This is a genomic window from Yersinia canariae, from assembly GCF_009831415.1.
Lineage (GTDB): Bacteria > Pseudomonadota > Gammaproteobacteria > Enterobacterales > Enterobacteriaceae > Yersinia > Yersinia canariae.
The window spans coordinates 1,751,705-1,778,416 of record NZ_CP043727.1 but is presented as its reverse complement, the minus strand read 5'-3'; the positions used below and the strand labels follow the sequence as shown (position 1 = coordinate 1,778,416).

Sequence of the window (26,712 nt, the reverse complement as noted above, 5' to 3'; positions counted from 1 at the left end):
GCTGAATATTTCCTCCCGCTAGTCCGCCCGGCCTCGCGCCAACCAGACTACGCGGGAAAACATTTTTTTCAATAATGAAGGGACTAATTCAACGCCCCTTTCTCTAGCATAGCTAGTTATTTCAATGGCTAAATCTGGCTTAGAAGTACGATGAATAGCTTTTTCAATAACTCTGCGCGGCTGCATTTTGGCATTTGCTGGGATCCCAGATATCCGATGGTATACCTCATCAAAACCTGAACGATATAAAAAATGTTCCATATCTGGAGCGGGTAAAATGGTCAAACGATCCCGCTCGTGAGAGCGCCCATCCTCCGCCATATTGCGTACAGTCGCGGCATACTTCTTACCCGCATCATCACCATCAGTCAAAACATGCCACTGTATCCCCATTCTGTTAGCAAATTTCAGTAACGGGCGCAGGCCACTTTGAGCAAACTCAATCACTTTTACGCCTTCCGCTTCAAAGTGATAGCCACACTGGCGGGCAAGTTCATTCAGCAACCAAATTTCAGTTTCCCCCTCAACCAGCAGCCAACAGCGGGCAAACAAAGCAGAAGGCCGATTGAAACGAATATGAAAAGCGATACGGCGGCTATCTTCGGAACTCATGCCACGAGGGCCAATGCGGTATGTAGCGACCCTCGACGATTCGCGCACCAATCGACAAATGCTCTCTACCGGCACTAAAGAAATTAATTCGCCGGAATTGGTTGTAGTGATGCGTTGAAGGGGCAGTTGGCTGAGCAAGCCCCAAGCGACGGACAACATAATCGGGTGCAAACGGGTTTCTGGGTCTTCCACTAGCAGCAATGGGCGGGCATGAGGATCAAGGCTCAAAGGCCCTTTTGCTTGCAGCAATGTTGAAAACATTCCCAGAAGTATCAATCGCATACTGCGGCTATTGGGTTCAGCCACCATACGGTTGATGCTATCAAGGGCTAGCCAGGCCTCTCGTTCGGGTTGTGGGCGATAACGGTGATTACGCAAATTCGCTGACTGCGAACCCTGCTCGGCAAAATAATGTTCTAATAATTGTCGCATCGCCTCCAAACCCTGACGCAGTTCGGAATTAGTCAGTTTCTGTGGATTTCGCACCAGCTCCCGGCTGAGTTGGTCCAATTGCTGATTCAAGGCCGTTTTATCCGGCTGGTTGCTGCCCTCAGCAGTGGTGCTACGCAGCCGGCGTATGAAACGCGCATCTCGCAGACGCAATACTGGATGAATTCGAATCACCCCACGCGCCAGCTTTTCAATATCGTGCAGTTCCAGTGGGCAGCCTTCCAAATCGAGGAAAGTACGCCAGGTACAAACAGTCCCATCACCCGCTAACTCACCCTCAACGCGATAATAAATACGATGCAAACCGTCGTCATTTTTTATCCATAGGGGCGCTAATTGGCGATAGCGAGGTGCGCGCCAATGACCAATATCTTTCTCACAAAATGTAAATATTATTTGTAAATGGCGCTCTTTAGCACTCTCATCCCCAGCCGGATAATAAAAATCCTGCGAGGTAAAATGATAAAGTTGAGGTTCGGGGGACAAAAGTAGCGTGAGGGCATCTAATAAACTGGATTTCCCCCAAGCGTTCTCACCGATCAGCACTGTATTATCGTCAAGGTTCAATGAAATACGATTAATACCGCGAAATCCGACTATATCTACGCGTTCAAGATACATCTACGCCTCCGGTGCGAATTTATTCATACTGATACTATCAGATTACAAAGTTAACCCATTACCTCAGGTAAAAAAACCTTATAGGTCAAGTACCACGGTTGCCGGTGTTACTTTACTCTTTCCCTGATTTTAGATAGTTTATTGCGCCACAGCCCATTATTCATCTGCTAATAATACCCAAAGTCATTGGCGTTACAGCAAGGCAGCAAACAAATGACAAATTGGTTTTAAACCTTTTTGCCCAGTGTTTGCGCCAGCCCGCAGGATAAACCTCTCATGAGGTTCATTATCTCGATGAACTTACGTAAGTAAATCATTCGGATGAGTGAGTCCCGCTAGCGCCGCAGTAACATCAATGAAGAAGGGGACAGGACGGTATAACTCGTGTATTCAGGATTGCTGATCATTCTTTTGCCGTTAATTATTGGTTATCTGATCCCACTTAGCCGCAAAGCATTAATTCAATTGATCAACCGCTTATTAAGCTGGATGGTCTACGTTATTTTATTCTTTATGGGCATCAGTCTGGCCTTTCTGGAAAACCTCAGCGCTAACCTGCTGCTTATTTTCCAATACACTGGGGTCTTTTTCCTGTGTATTTTCTGTGCCAACTTACTGGCGTTATTTTTGCTGGAGCGTAAAACCCCGTGGAAAAATACGCATCGCCAAGAGGCTTTGCCCTCACGTTTGCATATGGCATTGGAATCGTTAAAGTTATGCGGCGTAGTTATCGTGGGTTTCTTACTGGGATTGAGCCAATGGGAATGGCTGCAATTTGCGGCTAAAGGCAGTGAACTGGCGCTTATTTTCCTGCTCTTTTTAGTCGGAGTTCAACTGCGAAACAGCGGCATGACACTGCGCCAGATTGTATTGAACCGCCGTGGCACGATTGTGGCTTTTGTCGTGGCGATAAGTGCATTGGCGGGCGGTATGCTCGCCGCAATACTCATGGGCTTGCCGATTAAGACCGGCTTAGCAATGGCTTCTGGTTTTGGTTGGTATTCATTATCAGGCATTTTACTGACGGACTCATTCGGCCCAGTAATTGGGAGTGCCGCTTTCTTCAATGATTTAGCGCGTGAATTAGTGGCCATCATGCTGATCCCGACCCTGGTGCGCAGCAGTCGCTCCACTGCGTTGGGGTTGTGCGGTGCAACTTCAATGGACTTCACTTTGCCCGTATTGCAGCGCAGCGGCGGGTTGGAAATGGTGCCAGCGGCTATCGTGCACGGCTTTTTACTCAGCTTGCTCGCGCCAATCTTGATTGCTTTCTTTTCCTCATAATGTTTCATCCGCGCAGTGAGTCACTCAGTTCACTGCGCACTCCTCTGCCCGATTGTGAATAAATTCTCATTCGCAGCAAAAGTTGCGCCAAATCAAAACAAGTTAAAGTTACATTAGAAAAGCCTTTTTAAACCCCTTGCGCACCTCTATGCTTTTAAACACGCATTACAAATGCAACTTTAAAAGGAAAAATAATTATGTTCTGTGTGCAATGTGAACAAACCATCCGAACACCTGTTGGTAACGGCTGCTCCTATGCCCAAGGGATGTGCGGGAAGACCGCTGAAACATCTGATTTACAAGACTTATTAGTAGCCGTATTACAAGGGCTTTCAGCATGGGCATTAACTGCTCGTGAGCTGGGCATTGTTGACCATCAGATTGACAGCTTTGCACCCAGAGCTTTTTTCTCGACTCTGACCAATGTGAACTTTGACTCGGACCGCATCGTCGGTTACGCCAAAGAAGCCATTTTATTGCGCCAATCATTGGCTATTCGTTGCCGTTTGATTGACAGCACGATTACCGTCGATCACCCACTGGCCGAGCTACAACTGCTGTCTGACGACATCCCCGCCCTGCAACAACAAGCCCAGCAATTCGCACTTAATAATGACAAAGCTGAGGTCGGTGATGATATTCACGGTCTGCGAATGTTGTGTTTATATGGCCTGAAAGGGGCTGCGGCTTACATGGAACATGCCTATGTCCTGGGCCAGTTTGATGAACAAATTTATGCGCAATATCATGCCTATATGGCGTGGTTGGGCACACAACCCCGTGATGTCGACACCTTACTGAATAACGCCATGGGCATTGGCAAAATGAACTTCAATGTCATGGCGATTTTGGATTGCGGCGAAACTCAAGCTTATGGCGACCCGCAACCAACATCAGTCAATGTGCGCCCAGTGGCCGGTAAAGCTATTTTGATTTCTGGTCATGATCTCAAAGACTTGCAAATGCTGCTAGAGCAGACTGAGGGCACTGGGGTCAATATTTATACTCATGGTGAAATGCTACCCGCGCACGGCTACCCAGAATTAAAACGCTATCCACATCTGGTCGGCAACTACGGCAGTGGTTGGCAGAATCAACAGACAGAATTTGCCAAATTCCCCGGCCCTATTTTGATGACATCCAACTGTATCATTGACCCGAACGTGGGCAATTACGGTGACCGCATTTGGACTCGCAGTATTGTTGGCTGGCCGGGTGTAAATCATCTCGAAGGTGAGGATTTCGCACAAGTTATTGAACAGGCGCTTGGCATGGCAGGGTTCCCATACAATGAGCTGGAACACCTGATTACTGTCGGTTTTGGCCGCCAAACCTTACTCAATGCCGCCGATACAGTGATTGACTTAGTCGCCACTAAAAAACTGCGTCATGTCTTTTTGGTCGGCGGATGTGATGGTAGCCGCACAGAACGCAGCTATTTCACCGATTTTGCCCGCAGTGTTCCGCAAGATTGCATCATCATGACCTTAGCTTGCGGTAAATACCGCTTCAATAAGCTGGACTTCGGCACTCTGGAAGGGCTACCCCGCCTACTGGATGTCGGACAATGTAATGATGCTTATTCCGCGATTATGCTGGCCGTTAAGTTATCAGAAAAGTTGGGCTGCACTGTCAACGACCTTCCACTGAGCTTGGTGCTGTCATGGTTTGAACAAAAAGCCATTGTTATTCTCCTGACACTGCTGTCATTGGGAGTGAAAAATATTTATACCGGCCCAACGGCACCGGGGTTCCTGACCGACAACCTGATGGCCATTCTGTATGAGAAGTTTGGTATGCAGCCAATCACGACCGTAGAACAAGATATGAATGCAATTTTAGGTCATTAAATCAATGCATTATGCCCGACCAATGCGCTTTGTCGCCGCTGGTTGGGCATAATTCCGCTTTTTGCCAAAAAATGACCTGATCTGTAGTGAGGTTTTAATGACTGATTTTATCCCAACTGATTGCCCAACTTCTCTCGCGCCTAACCGCATGCAAGTCCACTCCATCGTGCAAGAAACACCGGATGTCTGGAGCCTGCGGCTAATCAATCATGACTTTTACCCTTATCTGCCAGGGCAATATGCGTTGGTAAGCATCCGTAACAGTGATGAAACCCTGCGCGCTTATACACTTTCCTCTACCCCCGGCATCAGCCCCTTTATCCAACTCACCGTGCGCTGCTTAGCCGCTGGCGAAGGCTCACAATGGCTGACTCAGCACGTCAAAGTGGGGGATTATCTGTGGCTATCAGATGCTCAGGGCGAATTTACCTGCGCCCATTTTGATGATGACCACTACCTGATGTTAGCGGCGGGTTGCGGTGTCACTCCGGTGATGTCGATGTGCCGTTATTTGCTGGCGCAGCGCCCAAAAGCAGATATCCGGGTTATTTTTAATGTCCGCTCGCCTGCGGATGTTATTTTTGCCCATGAGTGGCAAATGCTGTTACAGCGCTATCCGCAGCAATTACAACTGACATTAATGGCGGAATCCGGGGCGACGGAGGGGTTTATTGCCGGGCGACTCAATACTCACGTCATGCAGCAAACCGCTCCAGATATTACTCACCGCCGGGTGATGACTTGCGGACCAGCACCTTATATGGATTGGGCTGAGCAATATTGCCGCGAACATGCCGTGCCGGCAGACCATTTCCAGAAAGAACAATTTCGCACCGCAGCCGATGCTATTGATACGGGCAATGAGCTGACGATGACCATCAGCCATCCGCTACGCAGTGTGAAAGTTCCCGTTGGAACTTCATTGCTATTCGCACTGGAACAACACCAGGTGCCGGTCATGGCCGCTTGCCGTGCGGGGGTTTGTGGTTCTTGTAAAACTCGCATTCTGCACGGTGAATACACCACAACCAGCACCATGACACTGACGCCCGAAGAGATTGCCCAAGGTTATGTTCTGGCTTGCAGTTGCCAACTCCAAGGTGATGTCCAACTGGCCTAAGGCCTTTCGCCCCATACTTTCCCCCTGCCCCCTAAATGTATATTGCCAGCATTTAGGGGGCAATTATTGTCAAACGCGCCATACTTTGACCTCATAGAATAATGACTCGCCATTAATCCTTGAAGGAACAACTATGAAGCAAACCGTGGCAACATTGGTCGCAAAAACGTTGGAACAAGCAGGTGTTAAGCGAATTTGGGGGGTAACTGGGGATTCACTCAATGGTCTGAGTGATAGCCTGCACCGCATGGGCACTATCGAGTGGCTAGGAACTCGCCATGAAGAAGTCGCGGCTTTCGCCGCCGGAGCGGAGGCGCAACTTACCGGGCAACTCGCGGTCTGCGCGGGGTCATGCGGGCCGGGTAACCTACATCTGATTAATGGTTTGTTTGATTGCCATCGCAACCACGTCCCGGTGCTGGCAATCGCCGCTCATATTCCCTCCAGTGAGATTGGCAGCGGTTATTTTCAAGAAACCCATCCGCAAGAACTGTTTCGTGAATGCAGTCACTACTGTGAATTGGTTTCGAATCCAGAACAATTACCTCGCGTGCTCGAAATTGCCATGCGCAAAGCCATTCTTAACCGTGGTGTTTCCGTCATTGTGTTACCGGGTGATATCGCGTTACAACCCGCCCCCGAAGATGCCGCCGTGGTGTGGCAAACACCTAAACTGCCACTGGTTCAGCCGCCAATGAGTGAACTGAATATATTGGCCGAGATATTGAACAAGGCCAAAAATATCACATTAATGTGCGGCAGTGGCTGCGCGGATGCTCATGATGAAGTGGTAAAACTGGCTGAAATGCTGCAAGCCCCGGTGGTGCACGCGCTGCGGGGTAAAGAACATATTGAATGGGACAACCCATACAGTGTGGGAATGACCGGGCTGATTGGGTTCGCCTCGGGCTATCATGCCATGATCAATGCCGATACTCTGGTATTACTGGGGACTCAATTCCCTTACCGCGCATTTTATCCAACCCATGCAAATATCATCCAGATTGATATCAACCCCGGAAGCATTGGCGCTCACTGCCCAGTCAATATGGCGCTGGTCGGTGATATCAAAACCACGCTGAGTGCGCTATTACCGCAGTTAGAAGCCAAAAATGACAATACGTTTTTGAACAAGGCGCTCGAGCACTATCGCACCACTCGCAAAGACCTCGACGGCCTGGCCACCGCCAATGACAACCAGCCTATTCACCCACAATATCTGGCGCAACAAATCAGCCGCCATGCCACGGATGATGCTATTTTCACTTGCGATGTCGGCACCCCAACCGTCTGGGCCGCGCGCTATCTGGAAATGAACGGCAAACGGCGTTTGCTCGGCTCGTTTAACCATGGGTCGATGGCCAACGCCATGCCACAAGCTATCGGCGCGCAAGCAACTGACCCGAACCGGCAAGTCGTGGCGTTATGCGGCGATGGCGGCTTCACGATGCTAATGGGGGATTTTCTCACCCTAGCGCAACTAAAATTGCCAGTGAAAATTGTGGTGTTTAATAACAGTGTGCTGGGCTTTGTTGCAATGGAAATGAAAGCCGGTGGCTATTTGACTGACGGAACTGACTTACATAACCCGGACTTTGCCGCGATTGCAAATGCCGCTGGCATCAAAGGCATTCGGGTAGAAAAAGCCTCCGAGTTGGATGCCGCGCTGGAAAGTGCTTTTGCTCATCCGGGGCCGGTGTTGGTGGATGTTGTCACCGCCAAACAAGAGCTGTCGATGCCACCACAAATCAAGTTTGAGCAAGCCAAAGGATTCAGCTTGTATATGCTTAGGGCTATCATTAATGGCCGGGGTGATGAAGTCGTCGAACTGGCGAAAACCAACTGGTTGCGCTGATAAAAAACGATTGAATCTACACTGAATATTCTCATGTCACTCGCCACAGATGCCGGTTTTATATCGGCTTCTGTGGCAGATAATTATTACTTTTCCCCATCCAGTTAACAGTTTTCCAATCATATACAGATAAAAATTAAGCCGGTGCATGGGGCTGTTTTATTTAAATCCTCATCCATAATGGACGCCGTAAACCACAGCAAAATCTAATCAGTGTTGGAGATAAATAAAATGGCAAAAAGCACCATGTCAGATTTCTCGCCCTCCGCTGAGTTAATCTGCATACTCAGAGCAAAGTCTTACCGTGAGAAAAGAGAAAACTACAAAACAGATGATTATATCTCATCGTTAATTTCACACTCTTTGACGTCCTTTTTTTCAATGACACAAAAATCATTTTTGATGCCAGGCAATATTCTCTCGCCACAAATCCCCGCGGGCAGTTATGAATTTTTAATTAGCCGGATAAAATATATTGATGAATTCTTTCAGTCACGAGCCAGTGAATTCTCCAACATTTTCATTCTTGGCGCGGGCTTTGATTCCAGAGCTATTAGATTTCAAAATCAACTATTACAAAGCTGTGTTTATGAACTCGACCATCCTATATCGCAAAAAAATAAAATATTAAAATTGCAGGAACTGAGCATTCCCAGCCCCCCTAATTTGCGCTACATCCCCATTGATTTTAATCAGCAAAATTTGTCCAGCGTCTTACCTGAACTTTCAACAGAAAAAGAAGGGAAAAGCCTATTTATCCTTGAGGGGCTGATTATGTATCTCCCGCCCGGCACCGTGGACAGTATTTTTTCAGCCATCGATATTTGCGCCCCCGCGGGCAGTGAAATCATTTTTGACTATGTCTATTCCGACGTCCTTGCCGGAAAAAACACCTCATATGGTTCAGCAGAAGTTTTAGAAGGAATAAAAAGTATTGGCGAACACTGGATTTTTGGTATTGAAAAAGGGCAGTTACAGACATTTCTCAATAAGCACCATATAAAGTTGTATGACGAGTTGGACGCCAACATTCTGGAAAAACGTTTTTTCACTAATAAACGCGAAGAAACACTCGGGAAAGTGAATAAAGCGCTAGTCATTGCTCACGGAATTAAATAAAAATCAGAATAAAATCAGCAAATAAAGCTTTGTGGCGAGATTAATCCGCTCTTTAAAATAAATAATCTTTTATCGGGCTTTTTTGTTTCAATATTCTCGCTATGATGAAGTCACTCTTTTCCAGCCGTGAGAAAATTATGCTGATCGATTTACGCAGTGACACAGTCACCCAACCTGATGCCGCCATGCGCAATGCCATGGCCAATGCCGAAGTCGGTGATGATGTGTATGGTGACGACCCAACGGTGAATGCTTTAGAGGCCCAAGCCGCCCTGTTATCAGGCAAAGAAGCGGCATTATTCTTGCCCACAGGCACACAAGCGAATCTGGTGGCACTGCTAACTCACTGTCAGCGCGGTGAAGAGTATATCGTCGGCCAAAAAGCCCATAACTATCTATATGAAGCCGGCGGTGCCGCAGTTCTTGGCAGTATTCAACCTCAACCTATTGATGCGAATGATGACGGAACCTTGCCACTGGATAAAATATTAGCCGCGATCAAGCCCGATGATATCCATTTTGCTCAAACCCGGCTGCTCAGTCTGGAAAATACCCACAGTGGCAAAGTATTGCCATTGCATTATTTGCAACAGGCATGGGCATTAACCCGTGAGAAAAAACTGGCGTTACACATTGATGGCGCTCGTATTTTTAATGCAGCGGTGGCGCTTAATGTCCCCCTGAGTGACATCAGCCAATATTGCGATACCCTGACAATTTGCCTCTCGAAAGGGCTGGGAACACCCGTTGGCTCCTTATTATGTGGCAGCGATGAATACATTAAACGCGCACGTCGGTGGCGCAAAATGACCGGCGGCGGCATGCGTCAGGCGGGGATTCTCGCGGCTGCCGGGTTGTATGCATTGGAACACAATGTCGCCCGATTGAAAGATGATCATGACAATGCCATCTGGCTTGAACAGCAATTACGCGCGCTGGATGTGGAGATAGTGGCACCGGGCGCTCAAACTAACGTGTTGTATATTAAGCAATCTGCCGAAGCCGCCGCCCAACTTGGCCCTTGGATGCGCGAACGCGGAGTATTAATCAGCGCAGGCCCAATCACCCGAATGATTACTCACATCAATATCAGCCGCACAGATCTGGAAAAAGTCGTGGCGTTGTGGCGTGAGTTTTTGACAGAGCACCGCTCATGACACCGCAACGGATATTAGTGCTGGGGGCCAGCGGCTATATTGGTCAACATCTGGTGCCAAGACTCAGCCAGCAAGGGCATGCCGTCACTGCGGCAGCCCGGCGTATCGAGTGGCTAAAAGAGCAACCCTGGCCGGAAGTTGAATGCCGTTTTGTCGACCTTTACCAACCCGCAACCCTGATTGCCGCTTTGCAAGATATTGATATTGTTTATTATCTGGTACATGGCATGGGCGACGGGCAGGATTTGATTGAACAGGAACGCCTCGCCGCCAGCAATATGAAAGCCGCGCTCCAACAGAGCCCGTCCGTAAAACAGATCATTTATCTGAGTGCATTACAGCCGAATGATAACAGTTCCCCTCATCTGATTGCCCGTAAACTGACCGGAGAACTCCTGCGCCAAAGTGGCATTCCGGTGACTGAACTGCGTGCCAGTATCATTGTCGGCCCAGGTTCGGCTGCTTTTGAAGTGATGCGCGACATGGTTTATAACCTGCCAATTCTGACCCCGCCGCGCTGGGTGCGCTCAAAGTCATCCCCTGTGGCACTGGAAAACTTGCTGGTTTACCTGATGGAATTGCTCAATCATCCCGCAGCAGAAAGCCGCATTTTTGATGTCGCCGGGCCTGAATATATTAGCTATCAAACAATGTTCGAGCGATTTATTGCTATCAGCGGCAAACGGCGCTGGCTTGTCCCTATTCCACTCCCTACCCGCTTTATCTCGGTTTATTTCATCAATATGGTCACCTCGGTGCCAACGCCCATTGCCAGCGCATTAATTGAAGGGCTGAATCACGATTTACCGGCTGATGGTCAAGCTTTACAAGCACTTATCCCTCAACAGCTGACAAGTTTTGATGACGCTGTAAAAGAGACATTGCGCCGCGAAGATGAAGTGGTGGATTCGCCGGACTGGGGTTATGACCCCGAAGCGCGCGCCCGTTGGCGGCCAGGTTACGGTTTTTACCCTAAACAGGCCGGTTGCCAACTTTATACCTCCGCGTCCAGCGAAGCGCTGTGGCATGTGGTTCAGCAAATTGGCGGCAAAGAAGGTTATTTCTATGGCAATCCGTTATGGAAAATCCGCGCCTGGATGGATGATATTGCCGGTGGCAGAGTCGTTTATGGTCGCCCCGACCGGGAAACACTGGAATTGGGTGACTTGGTTGATGGCTGGAAAGTTATTACCCTCAAACCATTACGTCAGTTGGCCATGATGTTCGGCATGAAAGCGCCGGGCCTTGGGCGACTAACCTTTACTATCAAAGAGTTGGGCGGGCGGCGTAGCTTTGATGTTCGCGCATGGTGGCATCCGGCGGGCTTTAACGGATTACTGTATTGGTTTGTGATGATGCCCGCACACCTGTTTATTTTCCGGGGAATGGCAAAACGCATCGCCACTTTGGCAGTACAATATGACAGCGAGCAGCAATTGATGCAGGGAAAGAAACTGTCATCCGGCACGGATGACGCCAAGTCAGAGACGCAATTGCAGCAGTGAGATAAACCAACAGGCCGATAAATAACGGTTATTTGTCGGCCAACTGCGACGTTTGTGATATTTAGTCAGCCCTTTCTGATTGCATAGCGCGGCATTTCACGGAAGAATGGCATCTTATTTGCTGGGCGAATGATTCACAGCTCTAGCATTCTGATTTTTGGTGGGAACCGAATTCGCTATGAAGGTATTGGTCACCGGTGCAACCTGCGGGTTAGGCCGAAATGCCGTTGAATATCTCCGTCGTCAGGGCATCAAAGTCATCGCCACCGGCAATAATCCGGCGATGGGCGCATTATTGACAAAAATAGGCGCTGAATTTATTCATGCGGACCTGACGAATCTGGTTTCCTCACAGGCAAAAGCCATGCTGGCCGATGTTGATACTCTGTGGCATTGCTCCAGTTTTACCTCGCCATGGGGCACCGAGCAAGCTTTTGAGCAGGCAAACGTCCGGGCTACGCGGCGCTTGGGGGAATGGGCCGCCGCTTATGGCGTGGAGAACTTCATTCATATTTCCTCCCCTGCCATCTATTTTGATTATCACCACCACCGTAATATTCAGGAAGACTTCCGCCCGGCACGTTTTGCCAATGAGTTCGCCCGCAGTAAAGCCGCGGGAGAAGAGGTTATTCAGCAATTAGCGCTATCCAATCCCCAGACTCATTTTACTATTTTGCGCCCACAAAGCCTGTTCGGCCCTCATGACACCGTGATGCTGCCGCGCCTGCTACAAATGATTAAATATTATGGCACCCTGCTACTGCCCCGCGGCGGTAATGCACTGGTGGATATGACTTATTTGGAGAATGCGGTACACGCAATGTGGCTGGCGACTCAAAGCCAAAACACCCAATCTGGCCGGGCTTATAATATTACCAACCAACAACCCCGCCCGCTGCGCACTATCGTGCAACACCTACTTGAAGAGCTGGGTATGACATGCCGTATTCGCTCAGTACCTTACCCGATGATGGATATCATGGCCCGAACCATGGAGAAACTGAGTAATAAAGCCGAAAAAGAACCCATATTGACACATTATGGTGTCGCCAAACTCAATTTTGACCTGACACTGGATACCCACCGCGCGGAATTAGAATTAGGTTACCGCCCGCAGGTGTCATTGGATGAAGGTATTATCCGTACTGCCCGCTGGTTGAAAGAGCATGGTAAATTGCGTGGCTGATAACCGGATTTAGCCAGTCGGGTGTTTTATCCACCCGACATTATTACTGTTAGCCTTTATGCCCCCATGATTATCATCAGTGGGCCAACACTTATTCATCACAGGTTTTTCTCTGAAAGGATAAGTGATCAAATCAATAATTAAATTCTGGGCGTCCAACCATGTCTTTTATTGTCAATAACTTAATACTTATTATTCTTTATTTTGTCCCTTTTATTATTGCGAAAAAACGCAAACATAATAGCTCAGGTTCTATTTTTTTAGTTAACCTACTGTTTGGATGGACATTAATCGGCTGGGCGATTGCTTTAGTTTGGTCAATGTCAGCAAATGTCGCGCCATTAGGTGTGATAGTTAAAAAAGATCTTAAGCAGCATTTACCTGAAATAAAATGCCCATTTTGTGGTTCCATGAATGTTGCCAATACTACTATTTGCCATGCATGCGGGAAAGATCAGGCAATAATGGCGGGTAGTGCGCGGCTCAATTCAGCCACTAAAATTGTCAGCTATGCCAGAAAAGATTCATCCGCAGGGATTAGCGATTTACAAGGCAAGCCCAGCAAAAAATATAAATCTCAGATTAATATTAATAACAACTAGCTGTTTAACATATTAATCGTGGCCTAAGACAGGGGGGAAAATAGGTTTATACTAATATAACGTCAATATCCACAATCACTTTCATAACAGATTCTTTCACTTAAGGTCATCATATGAAAAAGAAAAATATTGCCCTGATCCTTCCTCTCGCTATTCTACTTAGCGCCTGTACCAACAACGTTAGCCCGGCATTTAAGGATATCAGCAGCCGGACTGCGCCTTGTGTTGACGGCGGGCCGGATACTGTCGCGCAAAAATTCTATGACCTGCGGGTGCAGCAAATCGGCAATAAAAGTGGCTTGCCCGATGACAATTTGTCTGCGCAATTTCGCCCTTATCTGAGCCAGGCACTTTATGAAAAAATTCAAACGGCCAGAAAACAAGCGGGTAATCGCACATCTTCAGCAGTGAATACAACACAAAACATTAACGGTGATATTTTCACCAGCCTGCGTGAAGGCAGCACCAGCGCCGAGGTTGCCAGTGCTTCAACCATTCCGAATACTGATGCCCGGAATATTCCATTGCGTGTCAATTTGACACACCAATCAGCCGGTGGGCAGTCCGTCATGTGGCAAGACGAAGTATTGATGATCCGCGAAGGGACGTGCTGGGTTGTTGATGATATCCGCTTTATGGGGGTTTCTGCCCCAGCCAGCAGCCTACGCCAACTGCTGGGTGATCACTAACGACGACGTGAAAAGTAACAGCCGCGATATCCTATAAGTTTCAAAATAACTGTACCGGTTTTCTTCCAGTGAGACCGGTACACTTTGATTTGCAAACACATTCATGTTTTGGTTATTTTTTAACCCACACTGCGGTTACTCTGTCAGATTTATTCATCGCATGACAAATTCCCTCGGATAGCATTCAAATCCAGATGTTATGCTGTTTATTGCTCTCGAGTCTGGTTATTAATAAATTTTAACGCACAAAGATTGCATAAGTATGCCGTGGAAGTTACCATTCACCGCATCATTGGCTATTCAGATTTGGCGCATGAGTATTCAACTTAACGGAATTAACTGTTACTACGGCGTACATCAGGCGCTGTTCGACATTACATTAAACTGCCCTGCGGGCGAAACCTTGGTGCTATTGGGGCCAAGTGGTGCGGGTAAAAGCTCATTACTGCGCGTACTTAACCTGCTGGAAATGCCGCGGTCAGGAACATTGCAGATTGCAGGCAATCACTTTGATTTTTCCCAGGCTCCGGGCGCGAAAGCTATTCGCGAATTACGCCAGAATGTGGGGATGGTCTTCCAACAATATAATCTATGGCCGCACCTCACGGTGGTACAGAATCTGATTGAAGCTCCTTGCCGCGTGCTGGGTCTGTCAAAAGATGAAGCCATGGCTCGCGCACAAAAATTACTGACACGTCTGCGTTTGACCGATTTTGCCGATCGCTTTCCGCTGCACCTTTCCGGTGGTCAGCAACAGCGAGTGGCAATTGCACGCGCGTTGATGATGGAACCACAGGTTTTGCTGTTTGACGAACCTACCGCGGCGCTTGACCCAGAAATTACCGCGCAGATCGTCAGCATCATCCGTGAATTGGCAGGCACCGGCATCACTCAGGTGATTGTAACCCATGAGGTTGAAGTCGCCCGTAAAACGGCCAGCCGTGTGGTTTACATGGAAAACGGCCACGTAGTTGAACAAGGCGATGCCAGCCACTTTACACAACCAACAACCGAAGCTTTTGCCAGCTATCTGTCACATTGATATCTATTTGGGAATTTGCGATGAAAAAATTAATAATTGCTGCAGTCCTCGCCAGTATCAGTTTGTCTGCCTCTGCCGCTGAAACTATCCGTTTCGCTGCTGAAGCAACTTACCCACCATTCGAATTTATTGATGCCAATAATAAGATGCAGGGCTTTGATATCGATCTGGCTAATGCGCTGTGTAAAGAGATGCAAGCAGAGTGTACCTTTACTAATCAGGCCTTTGACAGTTTGATCCCAAGCTTGAAATTTAAGCGTTTCGACGCGGTCATCTCTGGGATGGACATCACCCCTGAGCGCCAAAAACAAGTAGCTTTCAGCCAGCCTTACTATGAAAACTCAGCGCTGTTTATTGCTGAAAAAGGTAAAGTGGCGGATTTAGCGGCTCTGAAAGGCAAACGCGTTGGGATGCAAAACGGTTCTACCCATCAAAAATATCTGATGGATAAACATCCTGAAATTACTGCCGTGCCTTATGACAGCTATCAGAATGCGATTCTTGACCTGAAAAATGGCCGTTTGGATGCAGTATTCGGTGATACTGCGGTGGTCAATGAGTGGCTCAAGCAGAACAACCAACTGGCTCCAGTGGGTGATAAAGTGACTGACACTGACTATTTCGGTACTGGTTTAGGTATTGCCGTTCGTCAGAACAACACTGAATTACAGGGTAAGTTAGATGCTGCACTGGCGAAAGTTAAAGCAGATGGCACCTATCAGACAATTTACAAAAAATGGTTCCAGCAGTAATTTAAGCCCCCATGAATGAATTTCAACCTTTAGCAAGCGCCGCCGGCATGACCGTCGGCCTTGCCGTTTGTGCACTGGCCCTCGGCCTGGTTCTGGCGATGTTGTTTGCCGTCTGTGAATCATCGCGCTGGAAGGTTGTCAGTTACCTGACAACTGGCTGGGTCACCATTTTACGCGGACTACCGGAGATTCTGGTGGTTCTGTTTATCTATTTTGGCTCCTCTCAGCTACTAATGATGCTGTCAGACGGTTTTACCTTAAATCTTTATCTATTTGAGTTACCGATTAAGCTCAATATTGATGATTTTGAGGTCAGCCCGTTCCTGTGTGGGGTTATCGCCCTCGCCCTGCTCTATTCCGCTTATGCATCGCAAACGCTGCGCGGCGCACTGAAAGCTGTGCCTATCGGGCAGTGGGAATCAGGTCAGGCACTGGGTTTGAGTCCGGCGGCTATTTTCTTCCGTTTGATTATGCCGCAAATGTGGCGTCATGCTTTACCCGGCTTGGGCAACCAATGGCTGGTGTTATTAAAAGACACCGCATTAGTGTCGCTGATTAGTGTCAATGACTTGATGCTGCAAACGAAAAGCATTGCCACCCGCACTCAGGAACCTTTCACCTGGTACATGATTGCTGCGGTAATTTATCTGGTCGTGACCCTGCTGAGCCAATACGTCCTCAAATGGATCGAACTCCGTACCACCCGTTTTGAACGGAGCCCATCCTGATGCTGGAATATTTACCCGAGATATTAAAAGGGCTGCACACCAGCCTGACATTGACCATTGCGTCTTTACTGGTTGCTTTGGTGCTGTCTTTACTGTTTACCATTGTGTTGACGCTAAAGACCCCCATCATCACACCGCTGGTCAAAATCTACATCACGCTGTTCACCGGCACGCCGTTGTTGGTGCAGATCTTTTTGATCTACTACGGCCCAGGGCAGTTCCCGGCGATTCGTGAGTACCCGTGGTTATGGAACCTGCTGTCGCAACCATGGCTGTGCGCAATGATTGCCCTAGCATTGAACAGTGCGGCCTATACTACTCAGTTGTTTTATGGTGCAGTCCGAGCCATTCCTGCGGGTCAATGGCAATCTTGTGAAGCGCTGGGGATGTCTAAAGCCCAGTCGCTACGCATCTTGCTGCCATTCGCCTTTAAACGCGCGCTTTCCTCCTATTCCAACGAAGTGGTTTTGGTGTTCAAAAGTACCTCACTGGCTTACACCATTACATTGATGGAAGTAATGGGTTACAGCCAACTGATGTACGGCCGAACTTATGACGTGATGGTCTTTGGTGCAGCAGGCCTTGTTTATCTGGTTGTGAATGGGTTGCTGACCCTGATGATGCGCTTGGTAGAGCGCAGAGCACTGGCGTTTGAGCGGCGCAATTAAGCATAGTTTTACCACTTGGTGATTATGTTCGATTCTATTCAATTGACAGGATACAACGCTCAGTTCGGTTGTTAGGGCTGAGCGAGTTGCTTTTCTGTCTGCCATCATCTTAGCTCCACAGTCTCAACCGAGCAGCAGGGAATGGGGTTACGCGCTTGTAACCCCTTAGCGCTTGAGGTGACGAAGATAAGATAGCGGTGAAACTCTATCAACCCGAAACTTGCTCCAGTCTGATGTCAACCAAACCTGTGAACCCAGCCCTGCCCCGCCCTATTCTATTCTTTCCTGTAATAAAATCTTTCCTGCAATAAAAATAAAAAACTAAATTTTTAATCACATTACTTGCATATAAATTCATATGATGGCAATGTAATCCACATCATTCATCCGAATTAATCGCGATGAAAAATCATTAGTGATAATAAAATCAATAAGTAATAACTTATTCTATTGAAAGAATTCAAACAGGAGTTTAAGCATGAAAAAGTTACTATTGGCGACCGTTTTAAGTGGTATGGTTTTCAGTGCTACCGCGGCGGAAACCATCCGTTTTGCCGCCTCAGCAACCTACCCGCCGTTTGAATCCATCGGGGCCAATAACGAAATTGTTGGTTTTGATATGGATTTGGCAAAAGCATTATGTAAACAGATGGAAGCCAACTGTACTTTCACCAATCAGGCCTTTGATAGCTTGATTCCGGCGCTTAAATTCAAACGTTATGATGCGGTCATTTCCGGTATGGACATCACGCCAGAACGTAGCAAGCAAGTGGCATTTACCCAGCCTTACTATGCTAACTCCGCCATTGTTATTGCCCCGAAAGGAAAATTCAGTTCTTTTGCTGACCTGAAAGGCAAGAAGATCGGAATGGAAAACGGCACCACACACCAGAAATATTTGCAGGATAAGCACCCTGAAATCCAAACTGTGGCTTATGACAGTTATCAAAACGCCATTATCGACTTGAAAAATGGCCGTATTGATGGCGTGTTTGGCGATACCGCTGTAGTGAATGAGTGGCTGAAAACCAATCCGAATCTGGCATCAGTTGGTGAACATGTAACAGACCCACAATACTTCGGTACTGGGCTGGGTATTGCTGTACGCCCCGATAACACCGCGTTGCTGGAGAAATTGAATAAAGCTATTGAAGCGGTGAAAGCTGACGGGACATATAAAGCCATCAATGATAAGTGGTTCCCGCAGTAATACCCCCCTTTGTACTTGACGTTGCAGGGGTGTTCGCTGCACTCACGAACCCGAATCACTTACCTGTGTAAGTTCATCGGGATTCGTTTGTTGGCTGCCTACCTGCAACGCCAATTACTTTGGGTTTAGCGCTTAATAAGTAAGGATAAAACTTCATAGTGAGCTGTATGCGGGAACATATCAAACAACTGCACGCGCTCAATGTGATAATCCGCTAAAAGATTGATATCTTTCGCCATTGTTTCGGCATTACAACTTGAATAGAGAATGAATTCAGGTGCCATCTGGCTGAGATATTCACACAACTCGGCACCGATTCCGCGTCGTGGCGGGTTAACCAAGACCAATTGCGGCACTTGTGTTTCTGCGGTGGCAAAATGTGTTGAATCCAACGCGGCAAAATTGACCTTTCTTAACCCTAATTGATCCGCGGACTGGCGGGCGCAGGCAATGGCTTCGGCACTGATTTCAATGCCGGTAAGCTCAGTGTCAGCATCGGCACAATGCAAACCAAAGCCCCCCACCCCACAGAATAAATCCCACATACTGTTAATATCCCGCTCGCGCACCCATTGGCGCGCCGTGGCGTACAGTGCTGCTGCAACTTGCGGATTAGTCTGGAAAAAACTTTGCGGGCGAATAAACAACGGCACCTGATTAAATATTTCGGGCAGTGCCTGCTGCTCAGTCAACGCAACCTCCTGCTCCCCTTCCAAAATCGCCATATGCACTGGCTGAATATTGGCAGAGATAACCGCCAGTTGCGGTAATTGTTGCTGTAACCAGGGTAGAGCTGCGCGTAACTGCGCCAGTTTGGTTGGTGAACGCAGCACAAAGCGCAGCATTAACTCGCCACGATAAGTGCTTTCCGTCAACAACAGAAATTTCAGTTCACCGCGCTTGCGTGCCACGTTATAAGGTGTCAGGCCCGCGCGCGCAATAAAGATTTTCAGCACCGCGAAAACCGGAGCAAAGCTGGCGGGATAAAGAGGGCATTCACATAAATCGACCGGAGTCCCATCACGGTGCAACATCCCCAATAATGGGCGCTCAACACTGCCACTGACCACCATTTTGGCTTTATTACGGAAAGCATTTTCCCGCCCGAAAACCGGCTCAAGCCACTGAGTGACTGTGTGCCCGGATAACAGACCTTTCAAATGATGTTGTTTGTCAGCCAGTTGCTGTGGATAGGGTTTATCCAGCCACTGGCAGGAACGGCAGGTGCCCGCCGTATACTGTGCGCAATGCATTAATAATTAACCGTTATAATCTGAGACATTAAATAATGTACAGCCGAGGCTGTTGATGGGGGCGAATTGTAGCACTGTGTCACGTTAAACACTCATTTTGACGAGCGGAAATAACGGTGCCAGGGGAAAAATAACAAACCAAGAATAACCACATCGGGGATCTTTTGTAGCAGCAAACTGTGCAGGATTTCAGCACCGGTATCACCCTCGATACGGAAAACATCGACATCCAGCTCCAGCCAATCCAGTGATGCCATCAGCAAATAAGCAATGACCAACAATTGGCATACCAGATAACCCCATCGCGCCCAGTTTTGCCGCAAACATACCGCCACACCACAAACCAGTTCTAGCAACAGGATGAAAATACTGGCAATAAAAATCAAGCCCGAATCCCAGCTTTGCAGGCTTTCATAGATAAAACTGCCCGTGCCTTCCCAACCCAACGTCGCCACCAACAATATGACACCGAGGAAACGGGTAGCAATAATGGCCGTTCCGGCAATTAAAACCGGGACGGGGGTGGTGGTGGCTGATGAAAATGCCTCGGATGAAAATAACAGTCTCATATTGCCCAGTCGGCTCCCTGTTCGGGTTTTGCAACCTGATGTTATCCCTGACAATAACGCCGCTTGGAAGCGGCGTCAGAAGATGATGAAAGACTAACAGTTTTAAGGGTAATCAGCTACGGGCAGCTTTGCGTAATTCGCGCAACCGCTGTTTTTCCGAACGAGACATAAACCACCATGCAATTAAGCCGATAATTCCGACCACCAGCAAAATAAGTGTCGCCAGCGCGTTTATCTCCGGGTTCACGCCCATGCGGACACTGGAAAAAACCAGCATTGGTAATGTCGTTGCCCCCGGCCCGGCGACAAAGCTGGCAATAACCAAATCATCCAGTGATAAGGTAAAGGCCAGTAGCCAGCCAGAGATGAGCGCGGGAGCTATCATCGGAACCGTAATCACAAAGAAGACTTTTAATGGTGTCGCCCCCAAATCCATGGCGGCCTCTTCGATTGACCGGTCCAACTCGCGCAAACGGGAGCTGATAACAACGGTCACATAGGCGGTACAAAACGTCACATGTGCCAACCAAATGGTGAACATACCGCGCTCGGCTGGCCAGCCAATAGCATGCCCCATAGCAACAAACAGCAGCAGTAATGACAAGCCGGTAATGACATCGGGCATCACCAACGGGGCTGTCAGCATAAAAGCAAAACCTGTCGAACCGCGAAAGCGACCAAAACGCACCATAACCACTGCCGCTATCGTCCCCAATACCACCGCCATGGTGGCAGAAGCGGTGGCGATAGTGAGGCTCAATCCTACGGCTGATATCATCGCCGAATCATTGAAAAGCTCTATATACCAGCGGATAGACCATCCTGCCCACACGGTCACCAGTTTTGAACTGTTAAATGAGTAGATAACCAACATCAACATCGGCGCATACAAGAAGGTATAACCGACAATTAAGATAACCCGACGCCAGACCGAGCGCACCTCCGGTAGGTTATTCATACCGAGCCTCCCCCCGCTTTGTTCTGGTGCTTATGGAACCAGATAATCGGCACTATCAGCAGCACTAACATAACCGTCGCAACTGCTGAGGCCACTGGCCAGTCACGGTTATTGAAGAATTCCTGCCATAAAATGCGGCCAATCATGATGCTGTCCGGCCCGCCGAGCAGTTCAGGGATAACAAACTCACCCACCGCCGGAATAAATACCAACATGGAACCCGCCACAATCCCTCCTTTGGTCAATGGCACAATCACACTGACAAAGGTTTTAAACGGTTTAGCCCCCAAATCCGATGCCGCCTCGACCAACGAATAGTCCAGTCGGGTCAGTGCGGTATAGATAGGCAACACCATAAAAGGCAGATAGGAATAGACCACGCCAATATAAACCGCCAAGTTGGTGTGCAAAATAATCAGCGGCTGGTCAATAATTCCAGTCCATATCAGGAAGTTATTCAGAATGCCGTTATTCTTCAGAATCCCCATCCAGGCATAGACTCGAATTAGAAATGATGTCCATGACGGCAGGATCACCAGCAGCAATAAGATATTTCGCGTGGATGACTTGCTATGGGCAATAGCCCAAGCCAATGGATAACCGATAATCAAGCAACATAATGTTGAGACCGCCGCCACTTGCAATGATTGCAGGTAAGCATCGATATACAGCGGATCATCAAGCAATAACAGATAGTTACCAAGATTGAGCGAGATATCCAGCTTGCCGTCCAGCCAAGTCATCAGGTCGGTATAAGGTGGAACTGCGCGCGCCATCTCTGCCAGACTGATTTTGAACACAATCAGGAACGGCAACATAAACAGCAGGAATAGCCATAAATAGGGTATGCCGATGACCAACTTATGGCCATGCGACATTTGGAGGCGTTGAATCAGCGCCTTAACCGGCCCTATAGCTCGGGTCGGTGGCTCTGCGGCTCCACGGGTGGATTCTGGTATCACAATATTGAGCTCCCCTAACGATCAGCTTCCTAAACTATCAGCGTCCTAAATTATCAGCTTCCCAGCACAACACAGCTGTCAGCATCCCAACACAGTTGCACCTCATCACCCCAGGTGGGCATCCCTTTACGGTAGCGATGGCCATTTTGTAGTTGTGCGCTGAGCATTTGCCCGCTGTGCAGTTTCACGTGATAAATGGACAAGTCTCCCAGATAGGCAATATGCACGACTTCACCGACGGCAAAATTGCACCCATCTTCAGGTACTTGTTCACATAACATCACTTTTTCTGGCCGCAGGGCGACAAAGACAGGAACACCGTCAACAACGGAAGCATCTGAATCCACATGTAATGGGTGGCGTAGGCCGGGGCTTTCGATGACAAGCGCATCATCTAAGCGCTCCTTTAGTACCCCTTCAAACACATTCACCGAGCCGATAAATTCCGCGCTAAATCTGCTATTCGGGTGCTCGTAAATCTCTTCTGGTTCGCCAATTTGCACAAATTTGCCGCGGTTCATAATGGCAATGCGCCCGGCCATCGTCATGGCCTCTTCCTGGTCATGCGTCACCATCACACAGGTAGCGCCCACGCGCTCCAGAATATCCACCACTTCGAGTTGCATGCGGTCGCGCAATTTTTTATCCAACGCCCCCATCGGCTCATCCAGCAGCAGCAGTTTTGGCCGTTTCGCCAGACTCCGCGCCAATGCCACCCGCTGGCGCTGGCCACCGGATAACTGATGCGGTTTGCGCTTGGCAAACTCTTGCATGTGTACCAATGTCAGCATTTCAGCGACCCGGCTTTTGATTTCATTAGCAGGCAATTTGTCTTGCTTCAATCCAAATGCAATATTTTGCTCAACCGTCATGTGCGGGAAAAGTGCATATGACTGAAACATCATGTTGATGGGGCGCTGATAAGGCGGAACATGTGACAAATCCTGCCCATCAAGGACAATTTGCCCCTGCGTCGGCTGTTCAAAACCGGCCAACATACGCAGCAGGGTGGATTTCCCACAACCTGAAGCCCCCAACAGCGCAAAAATCTCACCTTTGTAGATGGTCAAATTGACATCATCGACAGCAGCTTGACCATCAAATGATTTAGTTAAATTGCGAATCTCCAACAAGGGAGTAAACACCTTCTGGGATTTTGGCTGCGGGCGGGGAATGACATCATTCACTCAGCGTGCTCTCCGTAAAAGCAGAACAGGCCGCATTTAAGGTGCGGCGCAATAAAAAACAGGAACAGGAAGATAGCTCCCTGTTCCCACCATGATTTTTCACTTAGCCATCAATACGTTATCAGTCATCAGCTCAACGCCTGTGACTGATTTTCGCCAATGGTTTATTTACCACTTTTCGCTTTGGTCCACGCTTTGGTTATCACGCGATCAATTTTCGGGTCTTGTACTTTCAGCGTAAACATTTTGGCCCGCACATCCGCTGGCGGATAAATACCGGGATTATCACGGACTTCCGCGTTCACCAGCGGTGTCGCCGCTTTATTGGCATTCGCATAGAACACGTGGTTACTGATATTGGCAATCACATCAGGGCGCATCAAATAATTCAGGAACTGATAGGCTTCATCCTGATTTTTCGCATCAGCTGGCATAGCAAACACGTCAAAGAAGGCTAATGCCCCCTCTTTCGGAATACTGTAGGCCACATTCACACCATTTTTAGCTTCTTTGGCGCGGTTAGAAGCCTGCATGATATCGCCAGCCCACCCGACAGCCACACAGATGTCCCCGTTTGCCAGGTCATTGATGTATTGTGATGAGTGGAAATAGCGGATATTTGGCCGTAATTTCAATAACAACTCGGTTGCAGGGCCAGTGTAATCTGTTGCCTGGATACTGTTTGGATCTTTACCCAAGTAATTGAGTACAGTAGCAAAAATCTCGCTTGGCGCATCCAGGAAAGAAACACCACAACTTTTCAGTTTCTCAAGATTCTCAGGTTTCAGTACCAGATCCCAACTGTCTACCGGTGCATCCTTCCCCAGCGCAGCTTTGACTTTCTCGACGTTATAGCCAATGCCGGTGGTTGCCCACAGATACGGAATAGCATATTTATTATCCGGATCATGCTTGCCGACTAACGCCAACAATTCTGGATCAAGGTTTTTGTAATTCGGTAATTTACTCTTATCTAGCGGTTTAAATACTCCCGCAGACAATTGGCGCTCAAGGAAACTGGCTGACGGCACGACCAAGTCAAACCCAGTGCTCCCCGCCATCAATTTACCTTCCAACACCTCGTTGGAGTCAAACACATCATAGACAACTTTAATGCCGGTTTCTTTCTGGAAATTAGCCAGCGTATCTGGCGCGATATAATCAGACCAGTTGTAAATATGCAGTGTTTTTTCTTCAGCAGATGCTGAGACGGACGCAGCCATTAATAGGCCAGCAGCAACACCCGATAACCACTTTTTACGTTGGGTGAACATCCGTTAACTCCTCCAGAATAGGGGGTAAATTCGTGCGATAAATTTGCATCCGATGGGACACAACACCGTTGTCCTGCCGAGCGCTATTTCCACAAAACCCGGATGCATGACTATGCACGGCGAGTGATTATTAACCTAACAAGGATAATCACTGATTTGCGGAGAAATATTATGCCCATTGCAGAAACAGCAGCATAACCGCAGTTCGCAATCCACACCAGACTCTAGGGTAAAAAACGCCTTTTATCGATTTTTTATGCACATTCTATCTATGTAATGCGTCACTAATGGCATAAACGGCGACAAATATCTGGCAAAGTAGGGTAAAAAGCAGAATATCTTATGGTTTACGGAGGGAATAACAGTGTGCCACTGGTTATCAGCGGCACCCAGATTATAGAGGCGAGGCGGAGTCTTTAATGAATAACGGGATAAGCCGTGGCTGTTTGCGGCAATTCATCGTCATCGCTGTTGCCGATAAACAATAAATCATTGGCGCGAGCTTCCAGAATAATCATTGAAATCTGCTCTTCGCATTGCTGCATAAAATAGCCAAACTGGGCGAATGCCACCCCGACTTCAACAACCAGTGACTGGCAGACTATCAGTTTTGGTAGATTATCATCCTGAATATCAATAAAAGCTTTCACTGTCAGCGAGCTGGCATTGATTTGGCTGAGATCCGCAACAAGCGGGATCAGGGCGGTCGGCCGCACTTCGGCCAGTGCCGAAAACAAGATAATGTTATCAACCAAATCGATTTTGGCATCAAACACACCCTCAAAATTTTGCATATGTGGCAAATGCAGCGCCTGGCAGGAATCGCATTCAAAAAATGAGATACCGAGTTGATCCAGCCAACGCCGTAATAAGGCTAAATCCGGGACGATGAGTGAATCCATAACTACCTACCTCACGATTCTCAAAATACGAAAAGTGGCATAGCTTACGGAATATTGGCCGACAGCGCCACTTCAATCCCGACTAATTTAATGCCCTCAGAAAGACTCAGGAGTGACCTTAGTCAGATTTATTCTCCTTTTTGGCTCGCGCTTCATCTAACTCTCTCTTAGATTGGGGTTTGGATATTCTGTCAGCACTGCCTAATAGTGGACCAAAACCCTTGGCTACGCGCCAAACAATGCAAGCTGCCGCCGGGATCATCAGGCCAATCCCAACAAAAATCATAATCACCGCCACTGTCTGTGTGCCCATTGACCCCGGTAATGACAAATAGTCATTGATACTAAGATAGGCCACAACCAGTAATATCATCCCCAATGCTTCCAGAATAATCACAATTCGGGGCATATCTCCTAACGAGCGCATCTTTACCTCCGACAGGCTCTGTCCTTCCATACTTGAAGCTGCAGTGTGTGAACGCTACCTATCTGCAACTCCACGTTCTTCGGGAATATATAAGCTTTTGCTTAGTGTATTGAATCCCCACTATTTGTAACAGTAACGATATGCAAATAGGTAAGATTAATCAGATTAACAGGCAAATCCTGCTTTTTTTTCACTGCGTCAAAGGGCATAGTAGACCCAAGTGAGAGTGAGTAATGCGCTAAACGTTATTTAACAGTTGAATATATCAGTAACTGTTGGCGAAGTGATTATCTCAAATTAATCAAGGAGTTTTACATGTTTGCTGTGATTTTCGGGCGTCCTGGATGTCCTTACTGTGTTCGTGCCAAAGAACTGGCGGAAAAACTGGAAACTGAACGCGATGATTTTAAATTCCGCTACATTGATATTCACGCGGAAGGGATAACCAAAGCTGATTTGGAAAAAACCGTCGGCAAACCAGTCGAAACTGTGCCACAAATCTTTATCGATGAGAAACACATCGGTGGCTGCACAGATTTCGAAGCCTACGCAAAAGAAAATCTGAGTCTGTTCCAGTAATCGGCTGACAAACTGTTCTGTTGGTGGATAACCGGCAACAGTTGTGCCAATCACGATTAACTTGATGCGAAAAGGGTGTTAATCACCCTTTTTTCGTGCCCCAACATGAAGCGTACGCCAGTAAAACCCTACCCCAAAGCGGCATTTCGCG

General features: G+C 48.0%; 25 protein-coding genes. 16 read left to right on the top strand and 9 right to left on the bottom strand.

The window, feature by feature from the left end; genetic code table 11:
- Positions 1 to 18 precede the first annotated feature (18 nt).
- Positions 19 to 1,683: an ATP-dependent endonuclease gene (locus F0T03_RS08280; protein ID WP_145553622.1), complete on the bottom strand. Its 1,665-nt coding sequence runs from the start codon at positions 1,681 to 1,683 to the stop codon at positions 19 to 21.
- A gap of 384 nt (positions 1,684 to 2,067) precedes the next feature.
- Here F0T03_RS08280 and F0T03_RS08275 point away from each other — a divergent pair, with 384 nt between their 5' ends.
- The 15 genes from F0T03_RS08275 (at position 2,068) to F0T03_RS08205 (ending at position 18,450) form a co-directional block, all read left to right on the top strand.
- Positions 2,068 to 2,967, top strand: a complete 900-nt coding sequence (locus F0T03_RS08275) for a LysO family transporter (RefSeq protein WP_145553624.1) — start codon at positions 2,068 to 2,070, stop codon at positions 2,965 to 2,967.
- 197 nt (positions 2,968 to 3,164) lie between these two features.
- A complete protein-coding gene (gene hcp / locus F0T03_RS08270) occupies positions 3,165 to 4,817 on the top strand; it encodes a hydroxylamine reductase (protein WP_159677788.1) in 1,653 nt (550 codons plus the stop codon).
- 97 nt (positions 4,818 to 4,914) lie between these two features.
- Complete coding sequence (hcr, locus tag F0T03_RS08265; RefSeq protein WP_159677786.1) at positions 4,915 to 5,937, top strand: NADH oxidoreductase; 1,023 nt, start codon at positions 4,915 to 4,917, stop codon at positions 5,935 to 5,937.
- Between the two features lie 133 nt (positions 5,938 to 6,070).
- Complete coding sequence (gene poxB / locus F0T03_RS08260; protein WP_159677784.1) at positions 6,071 to 7,792, top strand: ubiquinone-dependent pyruvate dehydrogenase; 1,722 nt, start codon at positions 6,071 to 6,073, stop codon at positions 7,790 to 7,792.
- A gap of 231 nt (positions 7,793 to 8,023) precedes the next feature.
- Complete coding sequence (locus tag F0T03_RS08255) at positions 8,024 to 8,911, top strand: class I SAM-dependent methyltransferase (protein ID WP_159677782.1); 888 nt, start codon at positions 8,024 to 8,026, stop codon at positions 8,909 to 8,911.
- Positions 8,912 to 9,048: 137 nt separating this feature from the next.
- Positions 9,049 to 10,068: a low-specificity L-threonine aldolase gene (gene ltaE / locus F0T03_RS08250; protein ID WP_159680782.1), complete on the top strand. Its 1,020-nt coding sequence runs from the start codon at positions 9,049 to 9,051 to the stop codon at positions 10,066 to 10,068.
- Positions 10,065 to 11,573, top strand: coding sequence for a DUF2867 domain-containing protein (locus F0T03_RS08245; RefSeq protein ID WP_159677780.1), 1,509 nt, complete (start codon positions 10,065 to 10,067; stop codon positions 11,571 to 11,573). Before ltaE ends, F0T03_RS08245 begins: the two co-directional genes overlap by 4 nt.
- A 178-nt stretch (positions 11,574 to 11,751) precedes the next feature.
- A complete protein-coding gene (locus tag F0T03_RS08240; RefSeq protein WP_159677778.1) occupies positions 11,752 to 12,759 on the top strand; it encodes an NAD-dependent epimerase/dehydratase family protein in 1,008 nt (335 codons plus the stop codon).
- A 161-nt stretch (positions 12,760 to 12,920) separates the two neighbouring features.
- On the top strand, positions 12,921 to 13,361 hold the full coding sequence (locus F0T03_RS08235; protein ID WP_159677776.1) for a superinfection immunity protein: 441 nt from the start codon (positions 12,921 to 12,923) through the stop codon (positions 13,359 to 13,361).
- Between the two features lie 113 nt (positions 13,362 to 13,474).
- The gene (locus F0T03_RS08230) at positions 13,475 to 14,050 is read left to right on the top strand and encodes a lipoprotein (protein WP_159677774.1); all 576 of its coding nucleotides are present in this window, start codon (positions 13,475 to 13,477) and stop codon (positions 14,048 to 14,050) included.
- Between the two features lie 313 nt (positions 14,051 to 14,363).
- Entirely contained in the window at positions 14,364 to 15,092 is a 729-nt protein-coding gene (gene artP, locus F0T03_RS08225; protein ID WP_145553651.1) for an arginine ABC transporter ATP-binding protein ArtP, read from the top strand.
- 20 nt (positions 15,093 to 15,112) lie between these two features.
- Positions 15,113 to 15,844, top strand: coding sequence for an arginine ABC transporter substrate-binding protein (artJ, locus tag F0T03_RS08220; protein ID WP_145553643.1), 732 nt, complete (start codon positions 15,113 to 15,115; stop codon positions 15,842 to 15,844).
- An 11-nt stretch (positions 15,845 to 15,855) separates the two neighbouring features.
- Positions 15,856 to 16,572: an arginine ABC transporter permease ArtQ gene (artQ, locus tag F0T03_RS08215; protein WP_145553645.1), complete on the top strand. Its 717-nt coding sequence runs from the start codon at positions 15,856 to 15,858 to the stop codon at positions 16,570 to 16,572.
- A complete protein-coding gene (gene artM, locus F0T03_RS08210; protein ID WP_145553647.1) occupies positions 16,572 to 17,240 on the top strand; it encodes an arginine ABC transporter permease ArtM in 669 nt (222 codons plus the stop codon). The genes artQ and artM overlap by 1 nt, the downstream gene beginning before the upstream one ends.
- A gap of 478 nt (positions 17,241 to 17,718) precedes the next feature.
- The gene (locus F0T03_RS08205) at positions 17,719 to 18,450 is read left to right on the top strand and encodes an arginine ABC transporter substrate-binding protein (protein WP_159677772.1); all 732 of its coding nucleotides are present in this window, start codon (positions 17,719 to 17,721) and stop codon (positions 18,448 to 18,450) included.
- 125 nt (positions 18,451 to 18,575) lie between these two features.
- Here the strand turns inward: F0T03_RS08205 and rlmC are convergent, their stop codons facing one another.
- The 8 genes from rlmC to F0T03_RS08165 all read right to left on the bottom strand — a co-directional run bounded on the left by rlmC (position 18,576) and on the right by F0T03_RS08165 (position 25,982).
- A complete protein-coding gene (gene rlmC / locus F0T03_RS08200) occupies positions 18,576 to 19,703 on the bottom strand; it encodes a 23S rRNA (uracil(747)-C(5))-methyltransferase RlmC (protein WP_145552933.1) in 1,128 nt (375 codons plus the stop codon).
- A 92-nt stretch (positions 19,704 to 19,795) separates the two neighbouring features.
- On the bottom strand, positions 19,796 to 20,272 hold the full coding sequence (locus tag F0T03_RS08195; RefSeq protein WP_145552935.1) for a YbjO family protein: 477 nt from the start codon (positions 20,270 to 20,272) through the stop codon (positions 19,796 to 19,798).
- Between the two features lie 112 nt (positions 20,273 to 20,384).
- Positions 20,385 to 21,230: a putrescine ABC transporter permease PotI gene (gene potI / locus F0T03_RS08190; protein WP_159677769.1), complete on the bottom strand. Its 846-nt coding sequence runs from the start codon at positions 21,228 to 21,230 to the stop codon at positions 20,385 to 20,387.
- A complete protein-coding gene (gene potH, locus F0T03_RS08185; RefSeq protein WP_145552937.1) occupies positions 21,227 to 22,192 on the bottom strand; it encodes a putrescine ABC transporter permease PotH in 966 nt (321 codons plus the stop codon). Before potH ends, potI begins: the two co-directional genes overlap by 4 nt.
- A gap of 53 nt (positions 22,193 to 22,245) precedes the next feature.
- Complete coding sequence (potG, locus tag F0T03_RS08180; protein ID WP_145552939.1) at positions 22,246 to 23,379, bottom strand: putrescine ABC transporter ATP-binding subunit PotG; 1,134 nt, start codon at positions 23,377 to 23,379, stop codon at positions 22,246 to 22,248.
- Between the two features lie 164 nt (positions 23,380 to 23,543).
- The gene (potF, locus tag F0T03_RS08175) at positions 23,544 to 24,653 is read right to left on the bottom strand and encodes a spermidine/putrescine ABC transporter substrate-binding protein PotF (RefSeq protein WP_145552941.1); all 1,110 of its coding nucleotides are present in this window, start codon (positions 24,651 to 24,653) and stop codon (positions 23,544 to 23,546) included.
- Positions 24,654 to 25,069: 416 nt separating this feature from the next.
- Positions 25,070 to 25,555 carry a type III secretion system chaperone family protein gene (locus F0T03_RS08170; protein ID WP_145552943.1) on the bottom strand — a complete coding sequence of 162 codons (486 nt, stop codon included), beginning with the start codon at positions 25,553 to 25,555 and terminating at the stop codon, positions 25,070 to 25,072.
- A gap of 118 nt (positions 25,556 to 25,673) precedes the next feature.
- On the bottom strand, positions 25,674 to 25,982 hold the full coding sequence (locus F0T03_RS08165) for a YbjC family protein (protein ID WP_145552946.1): 309 nt from the start codon (positions 25,980 to 25,982) through the stop codon (positions 25,674 to 25,676).
- A 315-nt stretch (positions 25,983 to 26,297) separates the two neighbouring features.
- Between F0T03_RS08165 and F0T03_RS08160 the strand changes: the two genes are divergently transcribed.
- Positions 26,298 to 26,561, top strand: a complete 264-nt coding sequence (locus F0T03_RS08160; protein WP_004873700.1) for a GrxA family glutaredoxin — start codon at positions 26,298 to 26,300, stop codon at positions 26,559 to 26,561.
- Positions 26,562 to 26,712: the final 151 nt, after the last annotated feature.

What these genes read in the sequence shown, in the direction of transcription:
- F0T03_RS08165 (WP_145552946.1), bottom strand. Translation starts at nt 25,982, where the DNA reads ATGCGCTCGTTAGGAGATATGCCCCGAATTGTGATTATTCTGGAAGCA.
- hcp (WP_159677788.1), top strand. Translation starts at nt 3,165, where the DNA reads ATGTTCTGTGTGCAATGTGAACAAACCATCCGAACACCTGTTGGTAAC.
- F0T03_RS08170 (WP_145552943.1), bottom strand. Translation starts at nt 25,555, where the DNA reads ATGGATTCACTCATCGTCCCGGATTTAGCCTTATTACGGCGTTGGCTG.
- artQ (WP_145553645.1), top strand. Translation starts at nt 15,856, where the DNA reads ATGAATGAATTTCAACCTTTAGCAAGCGCCGCCGGCATGACCGTCGGC.
- hcr (WP_159677786.1), top strand. Translation starts at nt 4,915, where the DNA reads ATGACTGATTTTATCCCAACTGATTGCCCAACTTCTCTCGCGCCTAAC.
- poxB (WP_159677784.1), top strand. Translation starts at nt 6,071, where the DNA reads ATGAAGCAAACCGTGGCAACATTGGTCGCAAAAACGTTGGAACAAGCA.
- F0T03_RS08280 (WP_145553622.1), bottom strand. Translation starts at nt 1,683, where the DNA reads ATGTATCTTGAACGCGTAGATATAGTCGGATTTCGCGGTATTAATCGT.
- potF (WP_145552941.1), bottom strand. Translation starts at nt 24,653, where the DNA reads ATGTTCACCCAACGTAAAAAGTGGTTATCGGGTGTTGCTGCTGGCCTA.
- F0T03_RS08245 (WP_159677780.1), top strand. Translation starts at nt 10,065, where the DNA reads ATGACACCGCAACGGATATTAGTGCTGGGGGCCAGCGGCTATATTGGT.
- rlmC (WP_145552933.1), bottom strand. Translation starts at nt 19,703, where the DNA reads ATGCATTGCGCACAGTATACGGCGGGCACCTGCCGTTCCTGCCAGTGG.
- ltaE (WP_159680782.1), top strand. Translation starts at nt 9,049, where the DNA reads ATGCTGATCGATTTACGCAGTGACACAGTCACCCAACCTGATGCCGCC.
- artM (WP_145553647.1), top strand. Translation starts at nt 16,572, where the DNA reads ATGCTGGAATATTTACCCGAGATATTAAAAGGGCTGCACACCAGCCTG.
- F0T03_RS08240 (WP_159677778.1), top strand. Translation starts at nt 11,752, where the DNA reads ATGAAGGTATTGGTCACCGGTGCAACCTGCGGGTTAGGCCGAAATGCC.
- F0T03_RS08255 (WP_159677782.1), top strand. Translation starts at nt 8,024, where the DNA reads ATGGCAAAAAGCACCATGTCAGATTTCTCGCCCTCCGCTGAGTTAATC.
- F0T03_RS08230 (WP_159677774.1), top strand. Translation starts at nt 13,475, where the DNA reads ATGAAAAAGAAAAATATTGCCCTGATCCTTCCTCTCGCTATTCTACTT.
- artP (WP_145553651.1), top strand. Translation starts at nt 14,364, where the DNA reads ATGAGTATTCAACTTAACGGAATTAACTGTTACTACGGCGTACATCAG.
- potI (WP_159677769.1), bottom strand. Translation starts at nt 21,230, where the DNA reads ATGAATAACCTACCGGAGGTGCGCTCGGTCTGGCGTCGGGTTATCTTA.
- F0T03_RS08195 (WP_145552935.1), bottom strand. Translation starts at nt 20,272, where the DNA reads ATGAGACTGTTATTTTCATCCGAGGCATTTTCATCAGCCACCACCACC.
- F0T03_RS08205 (WP_159677772.1), top strand. Translation starts at nt 17,719, where the DNA reads ATGAAAAAGTTACTATTGGCGACCGTTTTAAGTGGTATGGTTTTCAGT.
- F0T03_RS08235 (WP_159677776.1), top strand. Translation starts at nt 12,921, where the DNA reads ATGTCTTTTATTGTCAATAACTTAATACTTATTATTCTTTATTTTGTC.
- F0T03_RS08160 (WP_004873700.1), top strand. Translation starts at nt 26,298, where the DNA reads ATGTTTGCTGTGATTTTCGGGCGTCCTGGATGTCCTTACTGTGTTCGT.
- artJ (WP_145553643.1), top strand. Translation starts at nt 15,113, where the DNA reads ATGAAAAAATTAATAATTGCTGCAGTCCTCGCCAGTATCAGTTTGTCT.